The organism is Natrinema salaciae, from assembly GCF_900110865.1.
GTDB lineage: Archaea > Halobacteriota > Halobacteria > Halobacteriales > Natrialbaceae > Natrinema > Natrinema salaciae.
This window is the reverse complement of the sequence record NZ_FOFD01000001.1, coordinates 721,946-743,327: the sequence shown is the minus strand read 5'-3', so window position 1 is coordinate 743,327 and position 21,382 is coordinate 721,946. Positions and strand designations below refer to the sequence as shown.

Below are 21,382 nucleotides of genomic sequence, written 5' to 3'. Positions count from 1 at the left end.
ACTATATGCGAACCGTCCAACAACTCCGGGGCATGTTCCCGGACGAACTCGAAACGGACCGATTGCGGCTCGAGCGGCTCTGTCACGAGACCGTCGACGCTCGAGAGCTGTACGAGTGCTTTGCTCGGGGGTACGGTGAGGACCTCGACGAGGTCTTCGAACACGTCCCGCAGACGCCGTACCGGACGGTGATGGACGCACACGAGCAGATCGAGGACGCGGAAACGCGCTGGGCCGACCGCGACGGTGCCGAGTACGTGATCCGTCCCAGGGACGGCGAGGACCGAGCGGGAGAACTGGCCGGATTCACGGGGCTCACCTGTCAGTGGGAGCGTCGAACCGGGCAGCTCGGACTCATCCTGCGGAAACCGTTCTGGGGCCGCGAGTACTCGGGCGAACGGGCGGCGGCGCTGCTGGAACTCGCCTTCGATCGCCTCGACCTCGAACTCGTCACCGCCGGCCACAACGAGGGCAACGAGAAGTCGAAGCGAGCGATCGAGACGTACATCGAGGCCAACGGCGGGCAGTACGACGGGGTCCTGCGAAACTGGGTGCCGATGGATGACGCGGTCGCCGACCTCCATCGCTACACCGTGACGAAAGCGCAGTACGACGCCGCCGATCGAGAGTGAGAACGGTCCAAGTGGCCCACGAGGGCACCCCCAGCCGAGCAGTCACCCCGCGGACAGCGCCTCCTCGAGTCGGTCCTCGATAGCGTCCAGTTCGTCCCGGAGCTCCTCGCCCTCCGCGCCCTCGAGCTCCTCGATCCGGTCGGCGATCCCCTGTAGCCGCGAGTACTTCTCGTCCTCGTCGACGCCGGTCTTCTGGACGTAGACGTCTTCGTCGACGTCGTAGACCTCGTCTTCCTCGAGGTCGGTGACGGCGAGCACGACGTCCAGTTTGTCCCGGTCGACGCCGGTGACCCACTCGCGGGGAATGCCGCGGTCGTCGAGGGCGGTGAAGATCGTTTCGACGTCCTTCGGCTGTCGCCGTTCCCGGGTCGTCCGCCGGACGGTCCCGTATCGGCCGTGGAGCTGTTGCTCCGGCCCGAGTCGCTCGAGGAGCGGCTCCCTCGCCGAGCGACGCACTCGATCGGCACCGTGTTGCACGTCCGACGCGAGCACGTAGAGATCGGTCAGCGCGTCGGTATCGAGCGCCGCGGGATCGTCGGCGTCGAGTCCCTCGAGCAGTGCTGCGAGCAGGAGAGCATCGTCGTGAACGCGTTCGGGCGGGTTCCGCGCGTCCGCCGCCGGAACGAGAAACGGACTCTCCCCGCCGGCGGCACCGGTATCGTACGTGACCGTCCGCTCGTCCGCGGTGTACTCGTCGGCCAGGGTCACGACGCTGGCGTACGGCTCGACGCCCGGCTGAAGTTGCTCGATGGAAACCGCCCCGTCGTCGAGTTCCTCGAGGAAGACGACGAACTGCTCGCGCCAGAGCGGCCGCGTCTCGCCGCTGTCGCCGAACCGAACGACGATCCGGTCGTCGTCGGTCCGCACGACCTCGAACGGCCGCTCGGAGACCGGTGTCGTCAGCTCCGCACCCGGCTCGAGATCCTCGCACTGCGTCCGGAGACTCGCCCAGGTGTCGTCGGGTTCCATACTGAACCGACGACGAGCGCGCGGAAAAAGCGCGGCCACGAATCTGCCACCGGCCTCCCGCACACCCCGCCGGACCGTCCGCGACGACTACGCGAGAACCGACGGCAGCCGCGAGAGCGACGGGAGGTGATAGGTCGCCTCCACGGCCGTCTCGGACCGGTCGCGGTCGCCGTCCCGCGAGAGCAACACCGAGTCGATGCCCGCGTTGTCGGCCGCACGCACGTCGACGGCGCGGTCGCCGACGTACAGCGCGGCGTCGGCCCCGAGGGCGTCCATGGCGGCCTCGATGTTCGTCGGATCGGGTTTGCGGCGGGCCAGTCCGCCGGGCGTCAGCGGGCAGCCGTAGACCGTCTCGAACAGCGGCCGGAGGCCGAACCGGTCGAGCAGCGTCGAGACGACGGTCGGGTGGTTGTCGCTGACGATCCCGAGCGGTGCCTCGAGCGACCGGACGACGGCGACGTCGTCGTAGATCGAGCGCAGTCCACGTTCGACCTCCTCGCACTGGGTGCGGACCATCTCGCGGGCGGCCTGGGCACAGAACGCGTCCGCGTCGATGCCGAGGCTGTGACAGCGGTCGGCGATCGATTCGAAATCGCCGCGCATGAGTTCCTGAAACGTCTCGGCGGCCGGTCCCGATCGGCCGAGCTTCTCGTAGGTCCGGCCGAGAGCGTCGTACAACCGCTGGGACGAGGGGGTCTCGACCACGACCCCGTCGAAGTCGAACAGGACCGCGTCGTAATACATCGTTGGGGAGGCGTATTTCCCCCGGAATTATAGTCTTATCTGATATGTATGAGTCGAGTTGACACAGTACATCCGCGAGTACCCACTCGTGCGGGCGCTCTATCCCCGCCCACTCACTTGCGCTCGTTCCTCGAAGACGGTGGCGTAGCGCCCTCGAATCAGCTAAGGGTCTCCGCCTGGTATCGCGTCCCATGCTCCACGCGGAAGGCCCACTGCTCACCGTCGACGTCGGTGAGCGGACTGCGACCGAGACGACCATCGACGAAACGCTCGAGACGGCCGTCGGGGGGCGGGCCGTCGCGACGGCGCTCGCTCACGAGCGGATCCCGTTCGACGCGGATCCGTTCGGCCCCGAGAACCGCGCGTATCTCGCCACGGGACCGCTCCAGCAGTCCCGCATGTCCTTTACGGGCCGAATGAACATGACAGGCCTCTCGCCGCTGACCGACGGGCTGGTCTCGACCAACGCGGGCGGCTACCTCTCGCGTCACTTCGTCGGGACGGGAATCAGCGTCCTCGAGCTCGCCGGCCGGAGCGACGAGCTCCTGGCCGTCCACGTCACGGATCGGGGCGTCGAGTTCGAGGACGTCCCGGAACTCGAGGGCGCGACGGTTCCGGAGACGTCCGAGTACGTGGCTGCCCGTCACGATCTCGGCGCGGACAACTGCATCGCGATCGGCCCGGCCGGCGAGAACCGCGTCCGGTTCGCCTCGGTGATGACCTTCGACTCGCGGGCGTTCGGTCGCGGCGGACTGGGTGCCGTCCTGGGATCGAAGAACGTCAAGTGCGTCACGTTCGACGGGGACAGCGCACCGGCCGTCGAGATCCCCAACCCGCCGGAAGCGGACGTCCACCGGGAAGCGGCGCAGTCCGACGACCGGATGCGACGGCAGGGGACGACGGGCGGCACCGAGTTCATCAACGACAACTTCGCGCTTCCGACCCGGTACTTCAGCGAGTACGAGTTCGAGCACGCCGATCGCATCGGCGGCAACGCCGTCGAGGAGAAGAAGTACAAGAAAGGCGCCTGTTCGGCCTGCGCCTACGCGTGCAAACTCCCGACCCGGGACGAGGACGCGGGCGTCGAAACCGAAGGACCGGAGTTCGAGACCGTCTACGCGTTCGGCTCGAGCCAGGGCGTGAGCGACATCGTCGACGTGATGCGAGCGAACGAGCTGTGTGACTCCCTCGGGATGGACACGATCTCGGCCGGCGTCACCGTCGCGGCCTACCTTGCGAGCGAGGGCGAGTTCGGGAACGCGGCGCTCGCACGGGAAGTCACCGAGAAGATCGCCACCCGCGAAGGAATCGGCGACCTGCTGGCCGAAGGCGTCCACCGCTGTCACGACGAGCTCGGCGTCGACGACTACACCGTCAAGGGAATGGAGTTCGCCGCCCACGACGGACGCGTTCTCCACGGGCAGGGGCTCTCCTACGCTCTCGCGAATCGGGGCGCGGACCACATGTACGCCGGAATGTTGACCCTCGAGTACAGCGGCGAACTCGATCCGGAGGGTACGCTCGGCAAGGCCGAACGGCTGGTCCACGAGGAGAACGCGGCGGCGTTTCGCGACACGGGAATCGTCTGTGCGTTCGGTAGCGATTACGTCACCCCGGACAGGCTGGAGACCCTGTTCGACGCCGACCACGACGAACTCATGGAAATCGGGGCCCGAACCGTCCGCCGCGAGCGCCACTTCAACAACCAGCGCGGGTTCGACCGGGGCGACGACGGACTCCCGTACGAGATCCCCGACCTCGAGGCCGCGATCGCGGAGTACTACGCGGCACGCGGCCTGACGGACGACGGGATCGTTCCGGACGCGGCGCTCGAGTCGATCGCCCCGTCGGCGGACTGAGCGAACGCACTCTCTGCTCGGCGCTCCCGTTTATCCGCCGTATACGGACGGAACCAGCCGAATTACTGCCTCCTCGTCCAGCGACGTTTCGAGCCCGTCGATGTGGACGACGTTCTTCTTGTCTCTGGTAACGACCGTCTCCCCCGCCAGCCCGTCCCCATCGTCGGCCACGAGTTCACCCTCGAGATCCGGGTACGCCGCCTCGAGTTCGACCAGCAGTTCGCCGACGGTTCCGGCGTCCGTGTCGTAGAACACGGTCGTCTCGCCGACGGCGTCGCGGAAGGGACCGAAGAAGACGCACTCGAGTTGCATGCCGAGGCGTTCGATGCGATCACCCTTGTAGCCGAGGGCCGACCGGGATTCGCGGGCGGGACGCCCGGCGACCGCTGATCGGCTCGTCGAGAGGGCGCGAAACGGACGCGATCACGACGGCGTCAAGCGGTCCCACAGCGACTTCATGTCCTTCGCCGTCGCCAGCGTCTCGAGTTCGCGGAAGGCGGATTTCTCCTCGTCGTAGTTCGACTCGAGCGGTCGCTGCACGTCGTTTCCGAGCTCGAGCGTTTCGGCGATCGTCGTCAGCCCCTCGTAGGCCGTCATCTCGACGCGCTCGGTCATCATCCCTGCGTTCAGGTAGACCATGTTCAACATCTCGTCGTCCTCGATCTCGGCCTCGAGTTCGCGCCGATCCTCCTCGAGGCCGTCGAGGATGGCGCAGTCTCGCGCTTCCGCGGGTCGGTCGAGCGCGGCGAAGACGTCCTCGAGTCGCTGTACCTGCGTCCGAGTTTCGTCGCGGTGGTCCGCGAACCCCTGGCTCATTCGGTCGTTGGTGGTGTTGCGCGCCATCTCGTCGAGCGTCTCGACGAGCTCCTGTTCGACGTAGTACTGTTGGGCGAGCTTGTGGACGAACAGCTCGTGGAGATCGGTCAGTGCCATACGGATACACGTCCACTGACCAGTCGCTTAGTCGTAAACCACGAACACGCAGGCGCAGCGCCGTCAGGCGGTTTTACGCCGATCGTCGTCAACTCCGGATCGATTCTGTGCCCGCGTCGGACGACTACGGCACGTCGTCCGGGACGTCGAAATCGTGGAAGTGCTCGCCCTTCTCTTTGCTGAGGATGTCCAGCGCCGCCGACGCACCGTCACCCGCGGCGATGACGGCCTGCCACTCCTCGTCCCGGACCATCGCGCCCGTCGCGTACAGATCGTCGATGCTCGTCTCCGTATCGAGGTCGACGTCGACGGTGCCGTCGTCGGCGAACTCGACCGCGAGATCCTCGGCCATCGAGCGATCCGCCCCGGTCGCGAGCACGACGTAGTCCGCGTCGTACTCGCCGTCTTCGGTTTCGACCCGGAAGCCGTCGTCGCCGGGCTCGACGTCGGTGACTTCCTCGCCGACGCGCACGTCCGCCCCGCGGTCGCGGACCTGGCCGCGCGTGAGCGCCACGAACTCGCTGCCGCTGATGCTCCGAATGCCGGGGTAGTTGAACAGGTGGGCCCTGTGCATCCACGTCTCGTCGGTGTCGAAGACGACGGTCTCGAGGCCGTTCTTCGCGGTGAAGAGCGCTGCGCTCAGACCGGCGGCACCGCCGCCGACGATTGCGACGTCTGGCATGGCCGAACCGACGATGGACGCCCGAATAAAGCATTTTTCCAGTTCACGTGACCGTCACGGACTCCTGCCGGCTACACCGGCCCCTCACAGACTCGAGGGATCTCGTTCGGCGGGCAGCCGGACTCGCAGCCCCGTCTCGAAGCTGACTGTGAATCGGCGACGGACGGACAACAGGTGCCGACAGCGGAGCCACTCGAGCCATATGCCGGGCCGTGTGCTAACTGCCTCGAGCGACTAGTACGGTACCATGCCCCGAGAGGACACCGCCGAGTTCACCATCGAGACCGTTCAGGTGCTCTCCGAGGAGGAGACCGTCGACGAGGGGTTGCTCCCCGAACTGAGCGACGAGGAGTTGCTCGAGTTGTACGAGGCGATGAAGCGATCGCGGCGGCTCGACGAACGCGCCATCGCGCTGCAGCGCCGCGGCGAACTCGGGACGTACGCGCCCGCGATCGGCCAGGAGGCGGCACAGGTCGGGAGCGCGTTCGCCATGGCCGAGGACGACTGGATCGTCCCGTCGTTCCGCGAGCAGGCCGCGCTCCTGGCTCGCGACGTCGAACCCGACAGGATTCTCCAGTACGCGCTGGGGATGGAGGAAGGGGCCGAGATTCCGGGCGGCGAGGGCGCGCTCCCGCCGGCCATCCCCGTCGGCACCCAGCCGCTGCACGCCGTCGGCGTCGGGTGGGGTGAGGCGCTGCAGGACCGGGACACCGTCGCGGTCACCTACTTCGGCGACGGCGCGACCAGCGAGGGGGACGTCTACGAGGCGTTCAACCTCGCCGGCGTCTACGACGCCCAGACCGTCTTCGTCTGTCAGAACAATCGGTACGCCATCTCGACGGGGATAGAAAACCAGACTCGAGCCGAGACCCTCGCCCAGAAAGCCATCGCGGCGGGTATCGAGGGGATCCGGGTCGACGGCAACGACGTTCTGGGCGTCTACCGCGTCGCGACGGATGCCATCGAGAAGGCCCGGAACGGGACCCCGGTCCTCGTCGAGGCGCTCACCTATCGGCGGTCGATGCACACGACCTCCGACGATCCCACCGTCTACCGCGAGACCGAGGAGGAAACGGAGTGGCAGGCCCGCGACCCCATCCTTCGGGTTCAGGTGTACCTCGAGAAGCGGGGGATTCTCGACGCGGAAACGGAGGCGGAGATCGACGATCGGATCGAGTCCGAACTCGCCGAGGCGATCGACCGGGCGAGAGCGGCGCGCGAGGCACTCGATCCGGCGGACATGTTTCGGCACGTGTACGCCGACGCGCCGCCCGAAATCGAACGACAGCTCGCGGAGTTCGGGGGTGGTGTGGATGGCTGAACGGCTTCGGATGATCGAGGCCGTCCGCGAGACGCTGCGCGCGGAGCTGGAACGCGACGACAGCGTCGTGGTCTACGGCGAAGACGTCGGGCGGGCCGGCGGGGTGTTCCGGGCGACCGAAGGGCTGATGGACGACTACCCGGACCGGGTGTTCGATTCGCCGGTCGCGGAAGCGGGCATCGTCGGCACGGGCGTCGGGCTCGCGGCCACCGGGATGACTCCCGTCCCGGAAATCCAGTTCCAGAGCTTTCTCTACCAGGGGTTCCATCAGCTGGCCCAACACGCCGCCCGCATCCGGAGCCGGACCCGGGGGACGATCACCTGTCCCATGACGGTCCGGACGCCGTACGGCGGCGGCATCCACGCCCTGGAGCTCCACTCGGAGAGCTTCGAGGCCGGGTTCGCCCACGTCCCCGGGCTCCAGGTCGTCTTTCCCGCCTCGCCGGCGGAGACGAAGGGGCTGCTCACGGCCGCCATCCGCGACCCCGATCCGGTCGTCTTCATGGAACCGACGCGGCTCTACCGCTCGTTCCGCGAGGAGGTCCCCGACGAGCACGAGATCCCGCTCGGCGAGGCACGCGTGGTCCGGCCCGGCGACGACGTCACGGTCGTCGCGTGGGGGTCGATGCTCCGCGAGACGCTCGACGCCGTCGAGGCGGTGGACGCGAGCGTCGAGGTGATCGACCCCCGAACGCTCTACCCGCTGGACACGGCGACGATCGCCGATTCCGTGAAGGGGACGGGCCGCTGCGTCGTCGTCCACGAAGCGCCACGGACCGCCGGAATGGCCGGCGAGATCACCGCCCGCATCAACGAGGAGGCGTTCCTCTACCTCGAGGCCCCGGTCGAGCGAGTGACCGGCTACGACGTGCCCGTTCCGATGTTCGCCCGCGAGGACGACTACCTGCCCGACGCGGACCGGATCGCGGACGGCATTCGGCGCGCGCTCGAGTTCGGGTGAGGGTCGTCTCCCGAACGGAGACGGAGCCCTGCGCAAGCCAGCCCCCGGTACCTTTTGTCCGGGGGTGGTCAGCCAACCCCACTGATTCCGATGTCGGACGCAACCCCACCGGAGTCCCCGCGCGAGGACTCGCTCTGGCTGGCCACGACGCCGACGACCGATTACGAGCCCGTCGAGGACGGACTCGGCGTCGACGTCGCAGTCGTCGGCGGCGGTATCACCGGGCTCACCGCCGCGATCAACCTGAAGGAGGCCGGTCGGACCGTCGCGGTCCTCGAGTCGGGCCGGATCGTCGAGAGCACCACCGGTCACACGACGGCCAAACTCACCTCGCAGCACGGGCTGCGCTACGACACGCTCGTCTCCCAGTTCGGCGAGAAGAAGGCGAGACAGTACGCGAACGCCAACGAGGCGGCGATCGAGGCGGTCGAACGCCGAGTCGCGGACGAGGGTATCGACTGCGATTTCCGCCGCACGGACGCCTACACCTACGCCGCCTCGCCCGAGGACGTCGAGCAGGTTCGCGACGAGGTCGACGCGGCCCGGCGGCTGGGGCTCCCCGCGTCGTACGTCGAGGAGACGCCGCTTCCGTTCGACGTCGACGGAGCGGTCCGCTTCGACGAGCAGGCGGCGTTTCACCCGCGGGAGTACCTGCTCGCCATCGCGGAACGGGTTCACGGCGACGGGAGTCGGGTCTTCGAGGAGACGAAAGCGCTCGACGTCGATCCCGGATCGCCCTGCCGGGTCGAAACGGAGCGCGGTGGCGTCGTCGCCGACGACGTGGTCGTCGCGACGCAGTTCCCGTTCTTCGACCGCGCCGGCTACTTCGCGCGGATGCACCCCCACCGCGCCTACCTGCTCGCCGTCCGCATCGACGGGACGTCGCCCGAGGGAATGTACTACAACACGGCCTCGCCGTCGGCGACGATGCGGCGGTATCCGGTAACCGACGGGGAACACGCGGACGGCGGGGACGGCGAGCTACTGATCGTCGGCGGCCAGAGCCACAAGCCGAGCGTCGACGGGGTGCCGACCTCCGAACGGTACCGGCGCTGCGAGGCGTTCGCCCGCGAACACTTCGACGTTCGATCGATCGAGTACCGCTGGTCGACGATGGACTACTCGCCGGTCGACGGGGTTCCCTTCGTTGGCCCGATCGATCCGCTAACGGACCACGTCTACGTCGGCACCGGGTTCGAAGGGTGGGGAATGACGAACGGCACCGCCGCGGGGATGATCCTCGCCGATCTGATCACCGAGGGATCGAACCCCTGGGCCGACGTCTTCGATCCCCAGCGGTTCACGCCCGGCGCGTCCGCAAAGCGGTTTCTCGAGGAGAACGCCACAGTCGGCGGCAGCTTCGTCGGCGACCGGATCAAGTCGCTGCTGGCATCGATCGGAGCCGATGGCGCGGACGGGCTGCCGCCCGGCGACGCCCGGGTCGTTCGGCGCGCGAGCCAGCCGGTTGGACTCTACCGCGACGACTCCGGGACGACCCACGCCGTGTCCGCGACCTGTCCGCACATGGGCTGTCTCGTCCGGTGGAACGACGCCGAGCGGACCTGGGACTGTCCCTGCCACGGCTCGCGGTTCACCTACGACGGCGACGTGCTCTCGGGGCCCGCCGTCGAGGGGCTGCTGTATCGGGAACTGTGACCGACCGCGAGGGAATCGGACGGCGTCACGAGAGCGCCACCGCGTCGAGATCAATGCGGTTCGGCTCGGGAACCGAGTCGGCGGCCCCGCTCGAGACGGCGTACGACCCTCGCTCGACCGATGCCTCGTCGTCTCCGGGAAGGACGATCGTCCCCCTGGACAGCAGCGGTGCGATCACACCCGCCGCTGTCGTCCGAGGGTCCGACAGCGGAGCGCGAACGACCACTCGATCGTCCGCCTCGAGACCGGTGTCCTCGAGAACCCCGCGTGCAGCCTCGAGCACCTGTGCGTGCGTGACGGTCCGCTCGCCGTCGGTCAGGATCGCGGTCTCCGGATCGATCGAGAGCGGCGGGAACGACGGGTTCTCGCTCCAGAGCCCCGCGTCGAAGTGGTGCACGTCCGGCGCGTCCGGCGCGCCGCCGTAGCCGACTCGCTGCGCGCCGCGCGGGACGTCGTACTCCGCGAGGGCCGCGACGGGTGCGACGAGCGCCCGGAAGTCCTCCTCGTTCGCGAGGTCGGTCGGCGGCTCGAAGCGGGTGGTCCCCTCGAGCAGCGCCGTGCCGAACCAGGCGAGCAGGGCGAGGGGACCGTCGCCGACGACGCCGACGGTGACGCCCTCGCGAACGCCCGCGTGACGCAGGAAGTTCCCTGCCTTCCACGAGGTCGTACAGAGCCAGTGGTAGTCGTACTCCCGCCCCGTCGCGTCGACGAGACCGATCCGATCGTCGCGAAGCTCTCGGGTGAGCAGGTCGTCGACCGTGGCAGCGTTCATACGTGAGTGTGGGCGGCGAGGCGGAAAAAGCGCGCCGACTCCCGTCGACGGCGTCGCTTTCGTAAGCCGCCATACGACGGGAATCGTTGCTCGACGGAACGTTTTCGAAGGGGCCAGTCGAGTCGGTTAGTATGGAACACGTCGCGATCGACGACGTCGAACCGACGCCGGTCGACGACTATCACGCAGATGTGCGCGCGCTCACGGATCCGCTGGCCACCGACGACGTGGCGGTCACACGCTACGTTCTGGAACCCGGGGAACGATTCAGCGGTTCCGTCCACACCCACATGGATCAAGAGGCGGTGTTCGTCGTCCTCGCGGGCGAAGCGACCTTCGAGCGACCGGAGGATCGGATAACCGTCCAGGAGAACGAAGCGGTCCGGTTCGGACCCGGGGAGTTCCAATCAGGGAAAAACGACGGCGAAGAACCGGTCGTCGCCCTCGCGATCGGTGCGCCTCGAGAGAGCGACGACGTTCGTATTTCGCGGATCGAGACGCTGGACAGGGACATCTCCTGTCCAGAGTGCGATACCGATCACATGCGCATCGCTCAGGCCGCCGACGCCGACTTCGTCTGTCCCGCGTGCGAAGCGACGACATCTCTCGAGTGAGCCGAGCGCACCGCAGCTTCCGGCGGCTCGAGGCCCGCCGTCAATCGTCCGCGGCGGCCGGTTCGGCGTGGTCGACGTCGGTCCCCAGACACTCGAGGAACTCGGCGAGCCACTCGGGGTGGTCCGGCCACGCCTGTCCCGTCACGAGGTTGCCGTCGCGGGTCACGCCGTCTTCCCACTCGCCGCCGGAGATGCGAACGTCCGCCTCGAGCGCCGGATAGCCGGTACAGGTGCGACCCTCGAGCACGTCCGCGGCCGCGAGGATCTGGACGCCGTGACACAGCGCGGCGACCGGCTTGTCCGCCTCGAAGAAGTGTCGCGTTATCTCGAGAACCTCGTCGTACGTCCGGAGGTACTCGGGCGCGCGACCGCCCGGGACGACCAGCGCGTCGTAGTCGGCGGGATCGACCGCGTCGAAGTCGTGATTCAGTTCGAACCGGTGTCCCGGCTTTTCGGTGTAAGTCTGGTCGCCCTCGAAGTCGTGAACGGCCGTCGGACAGGTGTCGCCGCTCTCCTTCTCCGGACAGACGGCGTGGACCTCGTGGCCGACCATCTGGAGCGCCTGAAACGGGACCATTACCTCGTAGTCCTCGACGAAATCTCCGGCGAGGAGCAGGATCTTGTGTGCTGACATGGGTATTCCCACGTGACTGTACGGTCCCGCCGAGCATAATCTATGTTGTACGATACCGTGACACTCGTGGTCGGGGACGAGTTCGGTCCTCGCCGTCCGCTCACACGACGCCGTGATCCCGGTAGAATCGCCGCGTCCGGGCGTCGGTCAGGAGCGGTCGGTGGACCTGTAGCGAGGCGACGTCCGGGTAGCTGTTGGCCCCGATGATCCGAAACTCGCCCTCGCCGGTGACTACCAGGTCCCAACCGATGTACGGGGCAAACGAGAACGTCTCCGCGATCTCGAGCAGTCGATCGCGAATCTCCTCCCAGCCCGGTATCGACGTCCCCTCGATGCGAGCGCCGGTTTCGGGATGGGTTTCGTGCCAGCCGACGGTACCGTGGCGAGGGTACTCGGCGGCCGTCCCGAGACGGCCCGTTTCGCGGTCGATCGGGGCGCTCAACCCGCCGCTCGAGAAATTGTCCACGGGCGCGGAGTCCCGCGTCCCGATCCGGTGGATCGCCATGGGAATGAACGCCTCGCCCGCCAGGTGGTCGTACATCGTCAGCACCCGAATCGTGTTCGCCGTGTCGGCTAACAGCTCGTCCGCGTAGTCGGCCTGTTCGACGAACTTACAGACGAGGTAGTCCTCGAGGTCCGCGAGCATCTCGCCGAGAACCGACTCGACCGTCGGCACGCCGTCGAACAGGTACTCGCCGTCGGCCCGCTCGAGGAAGTGAACGGTGTTGCCGCCGCCGCCCCTGAACCACTTCAACACGAGCCGGTCACCCTCCGAGAGGGTGTCGTCGACCCAGTCGATCGGTCGCTCGGTCGGCTTCCCGGTCGCCGCCTCGGAGGGTCGCTCGAGTCCGAGACCGCCGTCAGTCAGCGCCGCCCGCCCAGCGGCCGGATCGAACGCGTGAAACCGGCCGTTCGTGAGCAGCCCGTACACGACCGGCCGGTGTGCGGGAAACTCCCCGAGCATCCAGTGGAAGGCGAGTTTATTATCGATCGACGCGTTCCAGTGGCCGTTGATCCGCTTGGTCGCGACGAACCGCTGGTAGTCGGTGAGATAGTCGGCGGGATCGTTCGACTCGAAATCGTAGAGCACGCCGGACGCGCTCAAGAATCCGCGCCGATAGAGTTCGAGTCGGCGACGGGGCGGAATGTCGAACGCGAATCCGCTCTGCCGTTCGGCCCGGAGTAACTTGCGCACCTGGTTCACAGACTGGGAGGCTCGAGCGAGGTCCATCGCCGACAACGAGGGCGAGGGCCGCTATATTTATCGGCGAGGTAACGGTCGTGCCCGGTGTGTCAAACCCTCCCGCCCGCTAAAATGCACGTTTGATCTTCTCGAAAAAGCCTTCCTTCACGTCGATTTCGTCGCCGCCGGCCTCCGCGAAGGCCTCGAGCGCCTCGCGCTGGTCCTCGTTCAGACTCTCGGGGGTGACGACCTGCACCTGCACGTAGAGGTCGCCCTGTCCGCGACCGCGCAGCCGCGGCATCCCCTTCCCCTCCAGACGGAAGGTCTCGCCGCTTTGCGTTCCGTCCGGAATCTCGAACTCGACGGCACCCTCGAGCGTGGGGACCTCGACGGTGTCGCCGAAGGTCGCCTGCGGGAACGAGATCGGCAGGCGGTACTGGAGGTCGTCGCCGTCGCGTTCGAACGATTCGTGCTCGCGGATCGAGACGTCGATCAGCAGGTCGCCGTGGGGACCGCCCTCCGGGCTGGGTGCGCCCTCGCCTTCCATGCGGAGGGTCTGTCCCTCCTGAATGCCCGCCGGGACTTCGACCGTCAGCGTCGCCTCGTTGCGGACGTAGCCCTCGCCGCGACACTCGCCGCAGGTTTCGGAGTACAGCGTCCCCTCGCCCTCACAGCGGGGACAGGCCGTCGTCTGCTGGACCCGGCCCAGCGGCGTCTGCTGGACCTGCGTCACCTGTCCGCGACCCTGACACTGCGGACAGGTTTCGGCGTCGGCCTCCGGCGGATGGCCCTCGCCCGCACAGACGTCGCACTCCTCGGGCCGCTCCACCGTGAACTGCTTTTCCGCGCCCTCGTAGGCCTCCGTGAGATCGATCTCGAGTTCGGTCCGCAGATCCCGTCCCTTCCGTGGACGACGGCGGCCGCGACCGCCGCCACCGCCGCCGCCGAAGACCTGCTCGAAGAGGTCGCCGAGACCGCCGCCACCCATGCCACCGCCACCCATGCCGCCGAACGGGCCGCCGCCCATGCCGCCGGCACCGCCCGCGTCGCCGGCGTCGAAGCCGTGTTTTTCGGCCTGCTCGTAGCGGTCGTGGCCCATCCGGTCGTAGGCCTCGCGCTTCTCCTCGTCGGTCAGAACCTGTTTCGCCTTCTGAATTTTCTTGAACTTCTCCTCCGCGTCGGGGTCGTCGCTGACGTCCGGATGGTACTCGGTGGCCTTCTTCCGATACGCCTGTTTGATCTCCTCGGGGGACGCGTCGGGGCTCACGCCGAGAACGTCGTAGAAGTCCTCGCTCATTCGTTGTTCCACCGATACTCGGTTGAGCCACTTGAAACGAACGTTCCGAACTTTTTCCGCCTCGGGTTCGCTCGGCGCAAAAACTTCGATGAAAAAGGTCGCTCGCTCACGTCGTTCGCTCGCGGGTGCTGTGCTTCCACTCCACCCGCAGCCGCACCGTCTCCGTCGTCACTGTTTCCGCAACGTCCGGGTGGCTGCCGAAGACTCGTTACTCGTCGTCTTCGTCCTCGTCGAAGTCGACGTCCTCGAAGTCGGCGTCGACGAACTCCTCGTCCTCGCCGCCGGCAGCGCCCGCACCGGCATCGGGACCGGGGTTCGGACCGCCACCCATGCCGCCGGGCCCCGCACCGGCCGCACCGCCTGGGCCTGCGCCCGCCGCACCGCCGGCAGCGCCAGCGCCCGCGGCACCGGCCTCCTGCTGGTAGACCTGTTTGCCGATCTCCTGTAGCTCCTCGCTCAGGGCCTCGGTCGCGCTCTCGATGTCGTCCGCGTCGGCATCGCCGTCGTCGATCGTCGCCTCCAGGTCCTCGATCGCGCCCTCGATGTCGGCGCGGAGGTCGTCGTCGACCTGCTCGTCGTTCTCCTCGAGCAGCGTCTCGGCGCGCTGGATCGTGGCCTCGGCGGTGTTCCGGGCCTCGATGCGCTGGCGCTTCTGCTGGTCCTCCTCGGCGTGTTTCTCGGCCTCGCGCTGCATCTTCTCGATCTCGGAGTCCGAGAGGCCGGCACCGCCCTCGATGGTGATCTCCTCGGTGGTCCCGCTGCCCTTGTCCTCCGCGCTCACGTTGACGATACCGTTCTCGTCGATGGAGAAGGTGACCTCGATCTGCGGCGTCCCCGCGGGGGCCGGCGGGATGCCGGTCAGGTGGAACTCGCCGAGCAGTTCGTTCTCCTCGGCCAGTTCGCGCTCACCCTGGAAGACCCGGACCTGCACGGTCGTCTGGTTGTCCGCCGCGGTGGTGAAGATCTTCGACTCCTCGGTGGGAATCGTCGTGTTCTTCTCGATGAGCCGCTCGAAGAGGCCGCCCTTGACCTCGATCCCGAGCGAGAGCGGCGTGACGTCGAGCAGCACGATGTCGTCGACCTCGCCGCCGAGGACGCCGCCCTGAATCGCCGCGCCCAGCGCGACGGCCTCGTCGGGGTTGACGTTCTTCTGGGGTTCCTTGCCGGTCAGCTCCTCGACCTTCTCCGCGACCTGCGGCATCCGGGTCGAGCCGCCGACGAGCAGCACCTCGTCGATGTCGCCCTCGTCGTAGCCCGCGTCCTCGAGGGCCTGCTCGGTCGGCTCGACGGTCCGATCGATGAGGTCCTGCGTCAGCGACTCGAACTTCGCGCGAGTCATCGACTCCTCGAGGTGGATGGGACCGTCGTCGGTCGCCGTGATGAACGGCAGGTTGATCTCGGTCTCCTTGCGCGAGGAGAGTTCGATCTTGGCCTCCTCGGCGGCGTCCTTGAGTCGCTGGAGCGCCTGTCGGTCCTCGCGCAGGTCGATCCCGTGTTCATTCTCGAACTCGTCGGCGAGCCAGTCGATGATCGCCTCGTCCCAGTCGTCGCCACCGAGGTCGTTGTCGCCGTTGGTGGCGACGACCTCGTAGACGCCGCCGCCGAGATCGAGAATAGAGACGTCGAAAGTGCCACCGCCGAGGTCGTAGACGAGCACGGTCTGGTCGGAATCGTCGTCGAGGCCGTAGGCCATCGACGCGGCGGTCGGCTCGTTGATGATGCGCTCGACCTCGAAGCCGGCGATCTCGCCGGCGTCTTTAGTCGCCTGACGCTGTCGGTCGGAGAAGTACGCCGGGACCGTGATGACGGCCTTCTCGACCTCGTCGCCGAGGTAGTCCTCGGCGTCGCGTTTGATCTTCTGGAGGATCATCGCCGAGATCTCCTCGGGCGTATACTCCTCGCCTTCGATCTCGACGGTGTAGTCGTCCTCGCCGATGTGTCGCTTGATCGAGGAGATCGTCTTTTCGGGGTTCTGGATCGCCTGGTTCTTCGCTGGTTTCCCGACGAGTCGCTCGTCGTCGTCGGTGAATGCGACGACGGAGGGTGTCGTCCGTTCGCCTTCGGCGTTGACGATGATCTCCGGATCGCCACCTTCCATCACCGCGAACGCGCTGTTCGTCGTTCCGAGGTCGATTCCGAGAATCTTGTTGCTCGCCATCGTGGAGGGGTATTGTGCGCACTTTGTTTTAAAGGTTACTAGGAACGATTCCGATCCGAATAAAACGCGTCTACGGGCGTTGAGACCCGCTATTCCAGCAGTTTGGGCGCAGTAAAATCGGCGGGAGAATTCGCGGGCGGGTGAGCGCCCGTGACCGACCGGCGTCGGGTGGTCACCGCGATGGCCGTCGTCGGTGCTACGACTCGCCGTCCGTCTCGTCTGCCACGTCGCCCTCGAGGTCGTCGCCGGCGACTTCGCCGCCGAGTTCGATCGCCTCACCGCCCTCGCTATCATCCCTACCCTCGCCGTCTTCGGCTGTCTCCGCGTCGGCCTCCGACGACTGGTCGCCGTCTGCGGCCCCGGGCTCGTCGGCGACGGTCCCGGCGTCATCGTCGCCGGCTTCGGTTTCGGCGGGTTCGTCGCTCTCGTCCGCGTCTGCGTCGTCCGACTCGAGGTCGCCGTTCGAGACGGTCACCTGTGCGTTCTGGATGACTTTCTCGCCCATCTCGTAGCCGGGCGTGTAGACGTCGGCGATGGTCCCCTCGGGCTGGGTGCTGTCGACCTGCATCATGACCTCGTGGCGCTGTGGATCGGTCTCGGTACCGGGTTCGGGATCGATCTCGGAGACGTTCTCGTCCTCGAGAATGCGATCGAACTCGCGGAGCGTCATCTCGACGCCCTCTCGCAGGCTGTCGGCGTCGTCGCTGTCCTCCTCGAGCGCGCGCTTGAGGTTGTCGCGGACGCCGATGAGCCGCTCGACGAGATCCTCGGTCGCGCGGTCTTTGATCTGCCGTTGGCGCTTCTTGGCGCGTTTCTTGTAGTTCTGGAAGTCGGCCTGCTTGCGCTTGAGTCGGCTTTTGAGGTCCTCGACTTCCGCCTCGTACTCCTCGAGTCGCTCGTCGCGGTCGCTCAGCGCCTGTTCGTACTCCTCGAGTTCGTCCTGGAGCTCGCCGATAGTGTCCGCCTGGGACTCGATGCGCTCCTCGAGATCGCCGAGTTCCTCGCGCTGGTGTTTGACGGTCCCGTTGAGGTCACGGGCCTCCTCGACGATCGCGTTGACCTTGCGCGCGAGTTGGTCGTCGTACTCCGTCACCCGGTCGAGGACCCGCTGGACGTCCTCGCTCGTTTCGGGTCCGTCGGCCGCGTCGTCCGCGGCCGCTTCGGTCGCCGTCGGTTCCTCGTCCCCCTCGTGGATCTCGTCCGCGCTCGAATCCGCTGCGCTCGCGGATTCCGAGTCGGCGTCGTCCGAGTCGGAAACGGGTCTCGATTCCCCGTCGATCGACGCCTCGGGATCCGCGTCGACCGGTTCGCCGTCGTCGGATTCCTCCTCGGACGGGACACCCTGGGCGGACGCGTTCGTGCCCTCGTCTTCGCTCATGTGCCAGTCAACGAACAGCGGTAATAAAAGGGTTGAGGTACCCGGGTCGCTCCAACCGGGCCGGCGACCGGGCGACCGGGAGTTCGCGTCCGAACGTGACCCGACAGTCGCTGCCGCCGACCGCGAGGTGCGCCGCCGCGACACTCGAGGTGGGACACTGCCGGACACGAGGTGCGTGCCGTCCGCCGGACCCGGTCGGTGGTTATCGGTAGAAATACGGCGGGATGTGGGGCACGTGAGCCGTCGCGGACGATCCGGACCGGTCAAGCATCCGCTGCGATGAGTTCGAGATAGGGGCTCAAGAACTCTCGTCCGGCGAGGAGCGTCACCGTCTTCTGCTCGGTATCGTACGCGACGAGGTTCGCGTCGAGAAGGTGCGGGAGGTGGAGGTGATACAGTCCCGTGAGCACGCGTTCGTACCGATCGCGTGACGGATCCCCCTCGCGAACGGCGATGTATTCCGCGATGTCACCGAGGGGGACCGCCCCCGGCTTTTGAGCGAGATAGTGAAGCGCGTACTGTCTCCGCTCGTGTGCGAGCGCGGCGAACATCGTCGTCGACTCGATTTCACCGTTGGTTGTACTCGCACCGTCGGAGTCGAATGCATCAGATTTCATGATCACTCCGGTACTCAGCTAATCCAGCACTCTCACAGGCAACTCGTCGTCTGGCGGCTTCAGCGGAGTAGTAAGGGAAGCACGGTCGACCGGGAATATATAGATGCCTATTCTTTCAACCTATTTACATTCTGACTGTCCGGAGAACCGGAGTCTCCGCCGCGACGACTGCGTGGCGACGAACCGTCGTCGCGCTCTCAGTCGATGAGTTCGGGGTCGTACTCCGGTTCGTCGTCGGAGTACGTTTTTTCGACGTCGACGACCCAGTTGGGAGCGTCCGCCAACGGTGTCGCGATCTCCCATCTGCCTTCGACTGGTTCGCTGTTGGCGTACCAACTCACGATGACTTCCGTAAGGGCCTCTTCGAAGGAGGACGGCTGGTTTGGTTCCGGGATGGGATCTGATGGGGGCATTACCATGGTTGCGGGCGGAGTCACGGTCATGGTCACGGTCACGCGTATCGCCGCGGACTCCTCACGTCACAGGGGCGAGGGACGGATATAACGCCGTCGGTCAGCGGACTGTCGATTTGACCGTCGAACGGCACGACGGGGTACGCCGAGTCGACTCACCCCGGGCGAGGGAACGACCGTCTCGTTCACGGTCCCGGACTCGCTGGGGTCGCTCGCCGATCGACGGTATCGGTCCGCTGCACGTGCGAGCAAATCTCGCTTTTATGTGACTGCGACTCGATACGATTGTCATGAACGACGCACCCCCTGATTCGGGGGAGACCCTCACCCTCCTGTTAGTCGAGGACAACCCAGGGGATGCTCGACTCGTGGAGGAGGCGTTGAGCGACGGTCGAATCGCCGACTCGCTCCACGTCGTCTCCACCGGCGACGAGGCGCTCGCGTTCGTCGCCCGGCGCGGGGAGTACGCGGACGCGCCGCGGCCCGATCTGATTCTCCTCGACTGGAACCTCCCGGGAACGAGCGGCGAGAAGGTTCTCGAGGAACTGGGCGACGATCCGGCGGTCAACCACATCCCGGTGGTCGTGCTGACCGGGTCCCAGGCCGAGACCGACGTCGTCGCGGCGTATTCGAATCACGCGAACGCGTGCATCACGAAATCGGGCGATCCGGACGCGTACAACGAGACCATTCGCGCGTTCGAGGAGTTCTGGCTGTCCGTCGCCCAGCTACCGGCCGCTGACGGGGACACGTAACTCGAAGCCGGCGGCATCCCCGAGTCGCTCGTTCGATATTCGTTTCAACCGGTCACCCGTAGGGTCGTCCAACGATGTGTGCCCGTCGCACCGGAACCCGGCTCCTGATGACAACGGTCGGGCTACTACTGCTGCTCTGGTACCTCGGCCTGGGGGCGGTCAGCTACTGGGCGCTGTCGGTGCTCTGGCTCTCCGCGCCCGGCCCCGCGGAAACCGCGTTCCTGATCCTCACCGTCGCCCTCTTCGGCGGCTACCTGAGCTATCGGCTCGGAACGAGACAGCTCCTCTCGAGCCTCGAGGCCGTCGAACTCCCGCGGTCGCACGCGCCCGGATTCTATCGCCGACTCGACGGACTCGAGTCCCGGATGGGTGTCGAGTCCCCGACCGTGCTGATCGCACGGCTGCCGACGCCGAACGCCTTCGCGCTGGGCAGCAAGCGCAACGGCGTCGTCGTCCTCGACCGATCGCTGTTTCGCCTGCTCTCGGTCGACGAACTCGAGGCGCTGGTAGCCCACGAACTCGCCCACCTCGAGGGCTACGACGCGTTCGTCCAGACGCTGGCGTACAGCGTCTTCCGGACCGTCGCCGGACTCGTCTTCCTGCTGCTGGCACCGCTCCTGTTACCGATCGGGGGGATCGCCCGAGCGGTCGCGTGGGCCCGCGGGGACCCAGCCTCGTGGTCGCGGACGGCGTTCGGTCGCCTGCTGGGGCTCGTCGAGGGCACCGTGGTGATCTGCTTTCTCCTCGTGACGCTCGCCGTCCGCGCTCACTCGCGGCGACGGGAGTACGCCGCCGACGACCGGGCCGCGGCGGTCACCGGGCGACCCGCGGCGCTCGCCCGCGCGCTCCTGACGATCCAGCGCGCCGCCGCCCCCTCGAGCGGGCTCCTCTCGACGCTGTACGTCCACACCGAGGAGGACAAGTGGACGCGACTCCTCTCGACGCACCCGTCGACGGATGACCGGATCGAACGGTTGCTCGAGCGGGCGCGAACCCCGAACAGACGGCGTTGAAAGGCCAATTAGGGTTCGAGGCTACGCTGGTCGGGGAGTGCCGGCGGTAGACGCGGTCCCGTCGCCCCCTCCGTCGGGAATCGACTATCGGCACGAAGGCGGCCACAAAGCGGCGGCCGCGTCGGCGAACCGCGATACTGGCAACCGGCAAACGCTTTTGCCCGCACGTCGCCTATGTCACCGCATGTACGTTCGGGACGCGAAAAACAGGGAAGAGGTCTGGCTGCTGGATCACCTCGAGTCGATGGAACTCGACGAGACGGCGTTCCGCTCGCGCGACTACGTCGTCGCGATCGACGAGCAGTCCGGCGAGAAAGCCGGCTTCGGCCGCATCCGCGTCCACAGGAACGACGACGGTGACGACGTCTGCGAGTTGACCAGCATCGGCGTCCTCGAGGGCTGGCGCGGGCAGGGCGTCGGAGCACACATCGTCGAACGGCTCGTGGAGTACGCCGGAGACGAGGGGTTCGAAACCGTCTACGTCCTGACCGGAGAGGGGGCCTATCTGGCCCAGTTCGGCTTCCAGCGGATCGAGGAGTCCGAACTGCCGGCCGACCTCCGGGAGCGACTCGCGGGCAAACGCGACGGCGTCGATCCGGACGCGGTCCCGATGGCGATCGACGTCACGGCGTTCCGAATGCCGGAGCGGCTCCGGGAGGCGTTCAAGCGAGCCCCCGAGGGGCGCGACGAGGCGGACGACGACGAGTCGCCGGAGGACTTCGGTATCGATCCCGAAACGGCCACGTACAAGTACGATACGGGTCGATAGACGATGCCACCGATAGCGGGCC

General features: G+C 67.1%; 22 protein-coding genes. 9 read left to right on the top strand and 13 right to left on the bottom strand.

Features of this window, described 5'->3' with window-relative positions; translation table 11 throughout:
• Window positions 1-32: 32 nt before the first annotated feature.
• Window positions 33-632: a GNAT family N-acetyltransferase gene (locus BMX07_RS03620; protein ID WP_090614852.1), complete on the top strand. Its 600-nt coding sequence runs from the start codon at window positions 33-35 to the stop codon at window positions 630-632.
• Between the two features lie 42 nt (window positions 633-674).
• On the opposite strand, the gene BMX07_RS03615 is transcribed toward BMX07_RS03620, so the two are convergent.
• Both BMX07_RS03615 and BMX07_RS03610 read right to left on the bottom strand, forming a co-directional pair.
• The gene (locus BMX07_RS03615; RefSeq protein ID WP_090613820.1) at window positions 675-1,601 is read right to left on the bottom strand and encodes a DUF7983 family protein; all 927 of its coding nucleotides are present in this window, start codon (window positions 1,599-1,601) and stop codon (window positions 675-677) included.
• An 87-nt stretch (window positions 1,602-1,688) separates the two neighbouring features.
• Complete coding sequence (locus BMX07_RS03610) at window positions 1,689-2,345, bottom strand: HAD family hydrolase (protein WP_090613816.1); 657 nt, start codon at window positions 2,343-2,345, stop codon at window positions 1,689-1,691.
• Window positions 2,346-2,536: 191 nt separating this feature from the next.
• Here BMX07_RS03610 and BMX07_RS03605 point away from each other — a divergent pair, with 191 nt between their 5' ends.
• Window positions 2,537-4,204, top strand: a complete 1,668-nt coding sequence (locus BMX07_RS03605) for an aldehyde ferredoxin oxidoreductase C-terminal domain-containing protein (protein ID WP_090613813.1) — start codon at window positions 2,537-2,539, stop codon at window positions 4,202-4,204.
• A 30-nt stretch (window positions 4,205-4,234) separates the two neighbouring features.
• On the opposite strand, the gene BMX07_RS03600 is transcribed toward BMX07_RS03605, so the two are convergent.
• The 3 genes from BMX07_RS03600 to BMX07_RS03590 form a co-directional block, all read right to left on the bottom strand.
• Complete coding sequence (locus BMX07_RS03600; protein WP_090613811.1) at window positions 4,235-4,516, bottom strand: MoaD/ThiS family protein; 282 nt, start codon at window positions 4,514-4,516, stop codon at window positions 4,235-4,237.
• 111 nt (window positions 4,517-4,627) lie between these two features.
• Entirely contained in the window at window positions 4,628-5,137 is a 510-nt protein-coding gene (locus BMX07_RS03595) for a YciE/YciF ferroxidase family protein (protein ID WP_090613808.1), read from the bottom strand.
• A 124-nt stretch (window positions 5,138-5,261) separates the two neighbouring features.
• Window positions 5,262-5,819 carry an FAD-dependent oxidoreductase gene (locus tag BMX07_RS03590; protein ID WP_090613803.1) on the bottom strand — a complete coding sequence of 186 codons (558 nt, stop codon included), beginning with the start codon at window positions 5,817-5,819 and terminating at the stop codon, window positions 5,262-5,264.
• Window positions 5,820-6,066: 247 nt separating this feature from the next.
• On the opposite strand from BMX07_RS03590, the gene pdhA reads away from it, so the two are divergent.
• The 3 genes from pdhA (at window position 6,067) to BMX07_RS03575 (ending at window position 9,757) form a co-directional block, all read left to right on the top strand.
• Complete coding sequence (gene pdhA, locus BMX07_RS03585) at window positions 6,067-7,140, top strand: pyruvate dehydrogenase (acetyl-transferring) E1 component subunit alpha (protein ID WP_090613800.1); 1,074 nt, start codon at window positions 6,067-6,069, stop codon at window positions 7,138-7,140.
• Window positions 7,133-8,101: an alpha-ketoacid dehydrogenase subunit beta gene (locus tag BMX07_RS03580; protein WP_090613797.1), complete on the top strand. Its 969-nt coding sequence runs from the start codon at window positions 7,133-7,135 to the stop codon at window positions 8,099-8,101. Before pdhA ends, BMX07_RS03580 begins: the two co-directional genes overlap by 8 nt.
• Window positions 8,102-8,191: 90 nt before the next feature.
• Complete coding sequence (locus BMX07_RS03575; protein WP_090613795.1) at window positions 8,192-9,757, top strand: FAD-dependent oxidoreductase; 1,566 nt, start codon at window positions 8,192-8,194, stop codon at window positions 9,755-9,757.
• A gap of 25 nt (window positions 9,758-9,782) precedes the next feature.
• On the opposite strand, the gene BMX07_RS03570 is transcribed toward BMX07_RS03575, so the two are convergent.
• Window positions 9,783-10,529 carry a hypothetical protein gene (locus BMX07_RS03570; protein WP_090613792.1) on the bottom strand — a complete coding sequence of 249 codons (747 nt, stop codon included), beginning with the start codon at window positions 10,527-10,529 and terminating at the stop codon, window positions 9,783-9,785.
• A gap of 131 nt (window positions 10,530-10,660) precedes the next feature.
• Between BMX07_RS03570 and BMX07_RS03565 the strand changes: the two genes are divergently transcribed.
• On the top strand, window positions 10,661-11,143 hold the full coding sequence (locus BMX07_RS03565; RefSeq protein WP_090613789.1) for a cupin domain-containing protein: 483 nt from the start codon (window positions 10,661-10,663) through the stop codon (window positions 11,141-11,143).
• 40 nt (window positions 11,144-11,183) lie between these two features.
• Here the strand turns inward: BMX07_RS03565 and BMX07_RS03560 are convergent, their stop codons facing one another.
• The 7 genes from BMX07_RS03560 to BMX07_RS23510 form a co-directional block, all read right to left on the bottom strand.
• Window positions 11,184-11,777: a DJ-1/PfpI family protein gene (locus BMX07_RS03560; protein ID WP_090613786.1), complete on the bottom strand. Its 594-nt coding sequence runs from the start codon at window positions 11,775-11,777 to the stop codon at window positions 11,184-11,186.
• Window positions 11,778-11,877: 100 nt separating this feature from the next.
• A complete protein-coding gene (locus tag BMX07_RS03555) occupies window positions 11,878-13,008 on the bottom strand; it encodes a sugar-transfer associated ATP-grasp domain-containing protein (RefSeq protein WP_090613783.1) in 1,131 nt (376 codons plus the stop codon).
• A 79-nt stretch (window positions 13,009-13,087) separates the two neighbouring features.
• Window positions 13,088-14,257: a molecular chaperone DnaJ gene (gene dnaJ, locus BMX07_RS03550; protein WP_090613781.1), complete on the bottom strand. Its 1,170-nt coding sequence runs from the start codon at window positions 14,255-14,257 to the stop codon at window positions 13,088-13,090.
• Window positions 14,258-14,465: 208 nt separating this feature from the next.
• Window positions 14,466-16,415 carry a molecular chaperone DnaK gene (gene dnaK, locus BMX07_RS03545; protein ID WP_090613778.1) on the bottom strand — a complete coding sequence of 650 codons (1,950 nt, stop codon included), beginning with the start codon at window positions 16,413-16,415 and terminating at the stop codon, window positions 14,466-14,468.
• Between the two features lie 196 nt (window positions 16,416-16,611).
• Window positions 16,612-17,793, bottom strand: coding sequence for a nucleotide exchange factor GrpE (gene grpE, locus BMX07_RS03540; protein ID WP_090613775.1), 1,182 nt, complete (start codon window positions 17,791-17,793; stop codon window positions 16,612-16,614).
• Between the two features lie 263 nt (window positions 17,794-18,056).
• The gene (locus BMX07_RS03535; RefSeq protein WP_090613772.1) at window positions 18,057-18,410 is read right to left on the bottom strand and encodes a DUF7344 domain-containing protein; all 354 of its coding nucleotides are present in this window, start codon (window positions 18,408-18,410) and stop codon (window positions 18,057-18,059) included.
• A gap of 197 nt (window positions 18,411-18,607) precedes the next feature.
• Window positions 18,608-18,823 (bottom strand): hypothetical protein, encoded by a 216-nt coding sequence (locus tag BMX07_RS23510; protein WP_139210790.1) that lies wholly within the window; start codon window positions 18,821-18,823, stop codon window positions 18,608-18,610.
• 290 nt (window positions 18,824-19,113) lie between these two features.
• Between BMX07_RS23510 and BMX07_RS03530 the strand changes: the two genes are divergently transcribed.
• The 3 genes from BMX07_RS03530 (at window position 19,114) to BMX07_RS03520 (ending at window position 21,360) form a co-directional block, all read left to right on the top strand.
• The gene (locus BMX07_RS03530) at window positions 19,114-19,578 is read left to right on the top strand and encodes a response regulator (RefSeq protein WP_090613770.1); all 465 of its coding nucleotides are present in this window, start codon (window positions 19,114-19,116) and stop codon (window positions 19,576-19,578) included.
• Between the two features lie 107 nt (window positions 19,579-19,685).
• Entirely contained in the window at window positions 19,686-20,591 is a 906-nt protein-coding gene (locus BMX07_RS03525; protein WP_090613767.1) for a M48 family metallopeptidase, read from the top strand.
• Window positions 20,592-20,775: 184 nt separating this feature from the next.
• A complete protein-coding gene (locus BMX07_RS03520; RefSeq protein WP_090613765.1) occupies window positions 20,776-21,360 on the top strand; it encodes a GNAT family N-acetyltransferase in 585 nt (194 codons plus the stop codon).
• Window positions 21,361-21,382 lie beyond the last annotated feature (22 nt).

Coding starts and splice junctions, on each gene's coding strand:
- BMX07_RS03555 (WP_090613783.1), bottom strand. CDS start 13,008: ATGGACCTCGCTCGAGCCTCCCAGTCTGTGAACCAGGTGCGCAAGTTA.
- BMX07_RS23510 (WP_139210790.1), bottom strand. CDS start 18,823: ATGCCCCCATCAGATCCCATCCCGGAACCAAACCAGCCGTCCTCCTTC.
- BMX07_RS03520 (WP_090613765.1), top strand. CDS start 20,776: ATGTACGTTCGGGACGCGAAAAACAGGGAAGAGGTCTGGCTGCTGGAT.
- BMX07_RS03530 (WP_090613770.1), top strand. CDS start 19,114: ATGAACGACGCACCCCCTGATTCGGGGGAGACCCTCACCCTCCTGTTA.
- BMX07_RS03590 (WP_090613803.1), bottom strand. CDS start 5,819: ATGCCAGACGTCGCAATCGTCGGCGGCGGTGCCGCCGGTCTGAGCGCA.
- BMX07_RS03575 (WP_090613795.1), top strand. CDS start 8,192: ATGTCGGACGCAACCCCACCGGAGTCCCCGCGCGAGGACTCGCTCTGG.
- BMX07_RS03620 (WP_090614852.1), top strand. CDS start 33: ATGTTCCCGGACGAACTCGAAACGGACCGATTGCGGCTCGAGCGGCTC.
- pdhA (WP_090613800.1), top strand. CDS start 6,067: ATGCCCCGAGAGGACACCGCCGAGTTCACCATCGAGACCGTTCAGGTG.
- BMX07_RS03565 (WP_090613789.1), top strand. CDS start 10,661: ATGGAACACGTCGCGATCGACGACGTCGAACCGACGCCGGTCGACGAC.
- BMX07_RS03580 (WP_090613797.1), top strand. CDS start 7,133: ATGGCTGAACGGCTTCGGATGATCGAGGCCGTCCGCGAGACGCTGCGC.
- BMX07_RS03560 (WP_090613786.1), bottom strand. CDS start 11,777: ATGTCAGCACACAAGATCCTGCTCCTCGCCGGAGATTTCGTCGAGGAC.
- grpE (WP_090613775.1), bottom strand. CDS start 17,793: ATGAGCGAAGACGAGGGCACGAACGCGTCCGCCCAGGGTGTCCCGTCC.
- BMX07_RS03605 (WP_090613813.1), top strand. CDS start 2,537: ATGCTCCACGCGGAAGGCCCACTGCTCACCGTCGACGTCGGTGAGCGG.
- BMX07_RS03615 (WP_090613820.1), bottom strand. CDS start 1,601: ATGGAACCCGACGACACCTGGGCGAGTCTCCGGACGCAGTGCGAGGAT.
- dnaJ (WP_090613781.1), bottom strand. CDS start 14,257: ATGAGCGAGGACTTCTACGACGTTCTCGGCGTGAGCCCCGACGCGTCC.
- BMX07_RS03600 (WP_090613811.1), bottom strand. CDS start 4,516: ATGCAACTCGAGTGCGTCTTCTTCGGTCCCTTCCGCGACGCCGTCGGC.
- BMX07_RS03610 (WP_090613816.1), bottom strand. CDS start 2,345: ATGTATTACGACGCGGTCCTGTTCGACTTCGACGGGGTCGTGGTCGAG.
- BMX07_RS03525 (WP_090613767.1), top strand. CDS start 19,686: ATGACAACGGTCGGGCTACTACTGCTGCTCTGGTACCTCGGCCTGGGG.
- BMX07_RS03595 (WP_090613808.1), bottom strand. CDS start 5,137: ATGGCACTGACCGATCTCCACGAGCTGTTCGTCCACAAGCTCGCCCAA.
- dnaK (WP_090613778.1), bottom strand. CDS start 16,415: ATGGCGAGCAACAAGATTCTCGGAATCGACCTCGGAACGACGAACAGC.
- BMX07_RS03570 (WP_090613792.1), bottom strand. CDS start 10,529: ATGAACGCTGCCACGGTCGACGACCTGCTCACCCGAGAGCTTCGCGAC.
- BMX07_RS03535 (WP_090613772.1), bottom strand. CDS start 18,410: ATGAAATCTGATGCATTCGACTCCGACGGTGCGAGTACAACCAACGGT.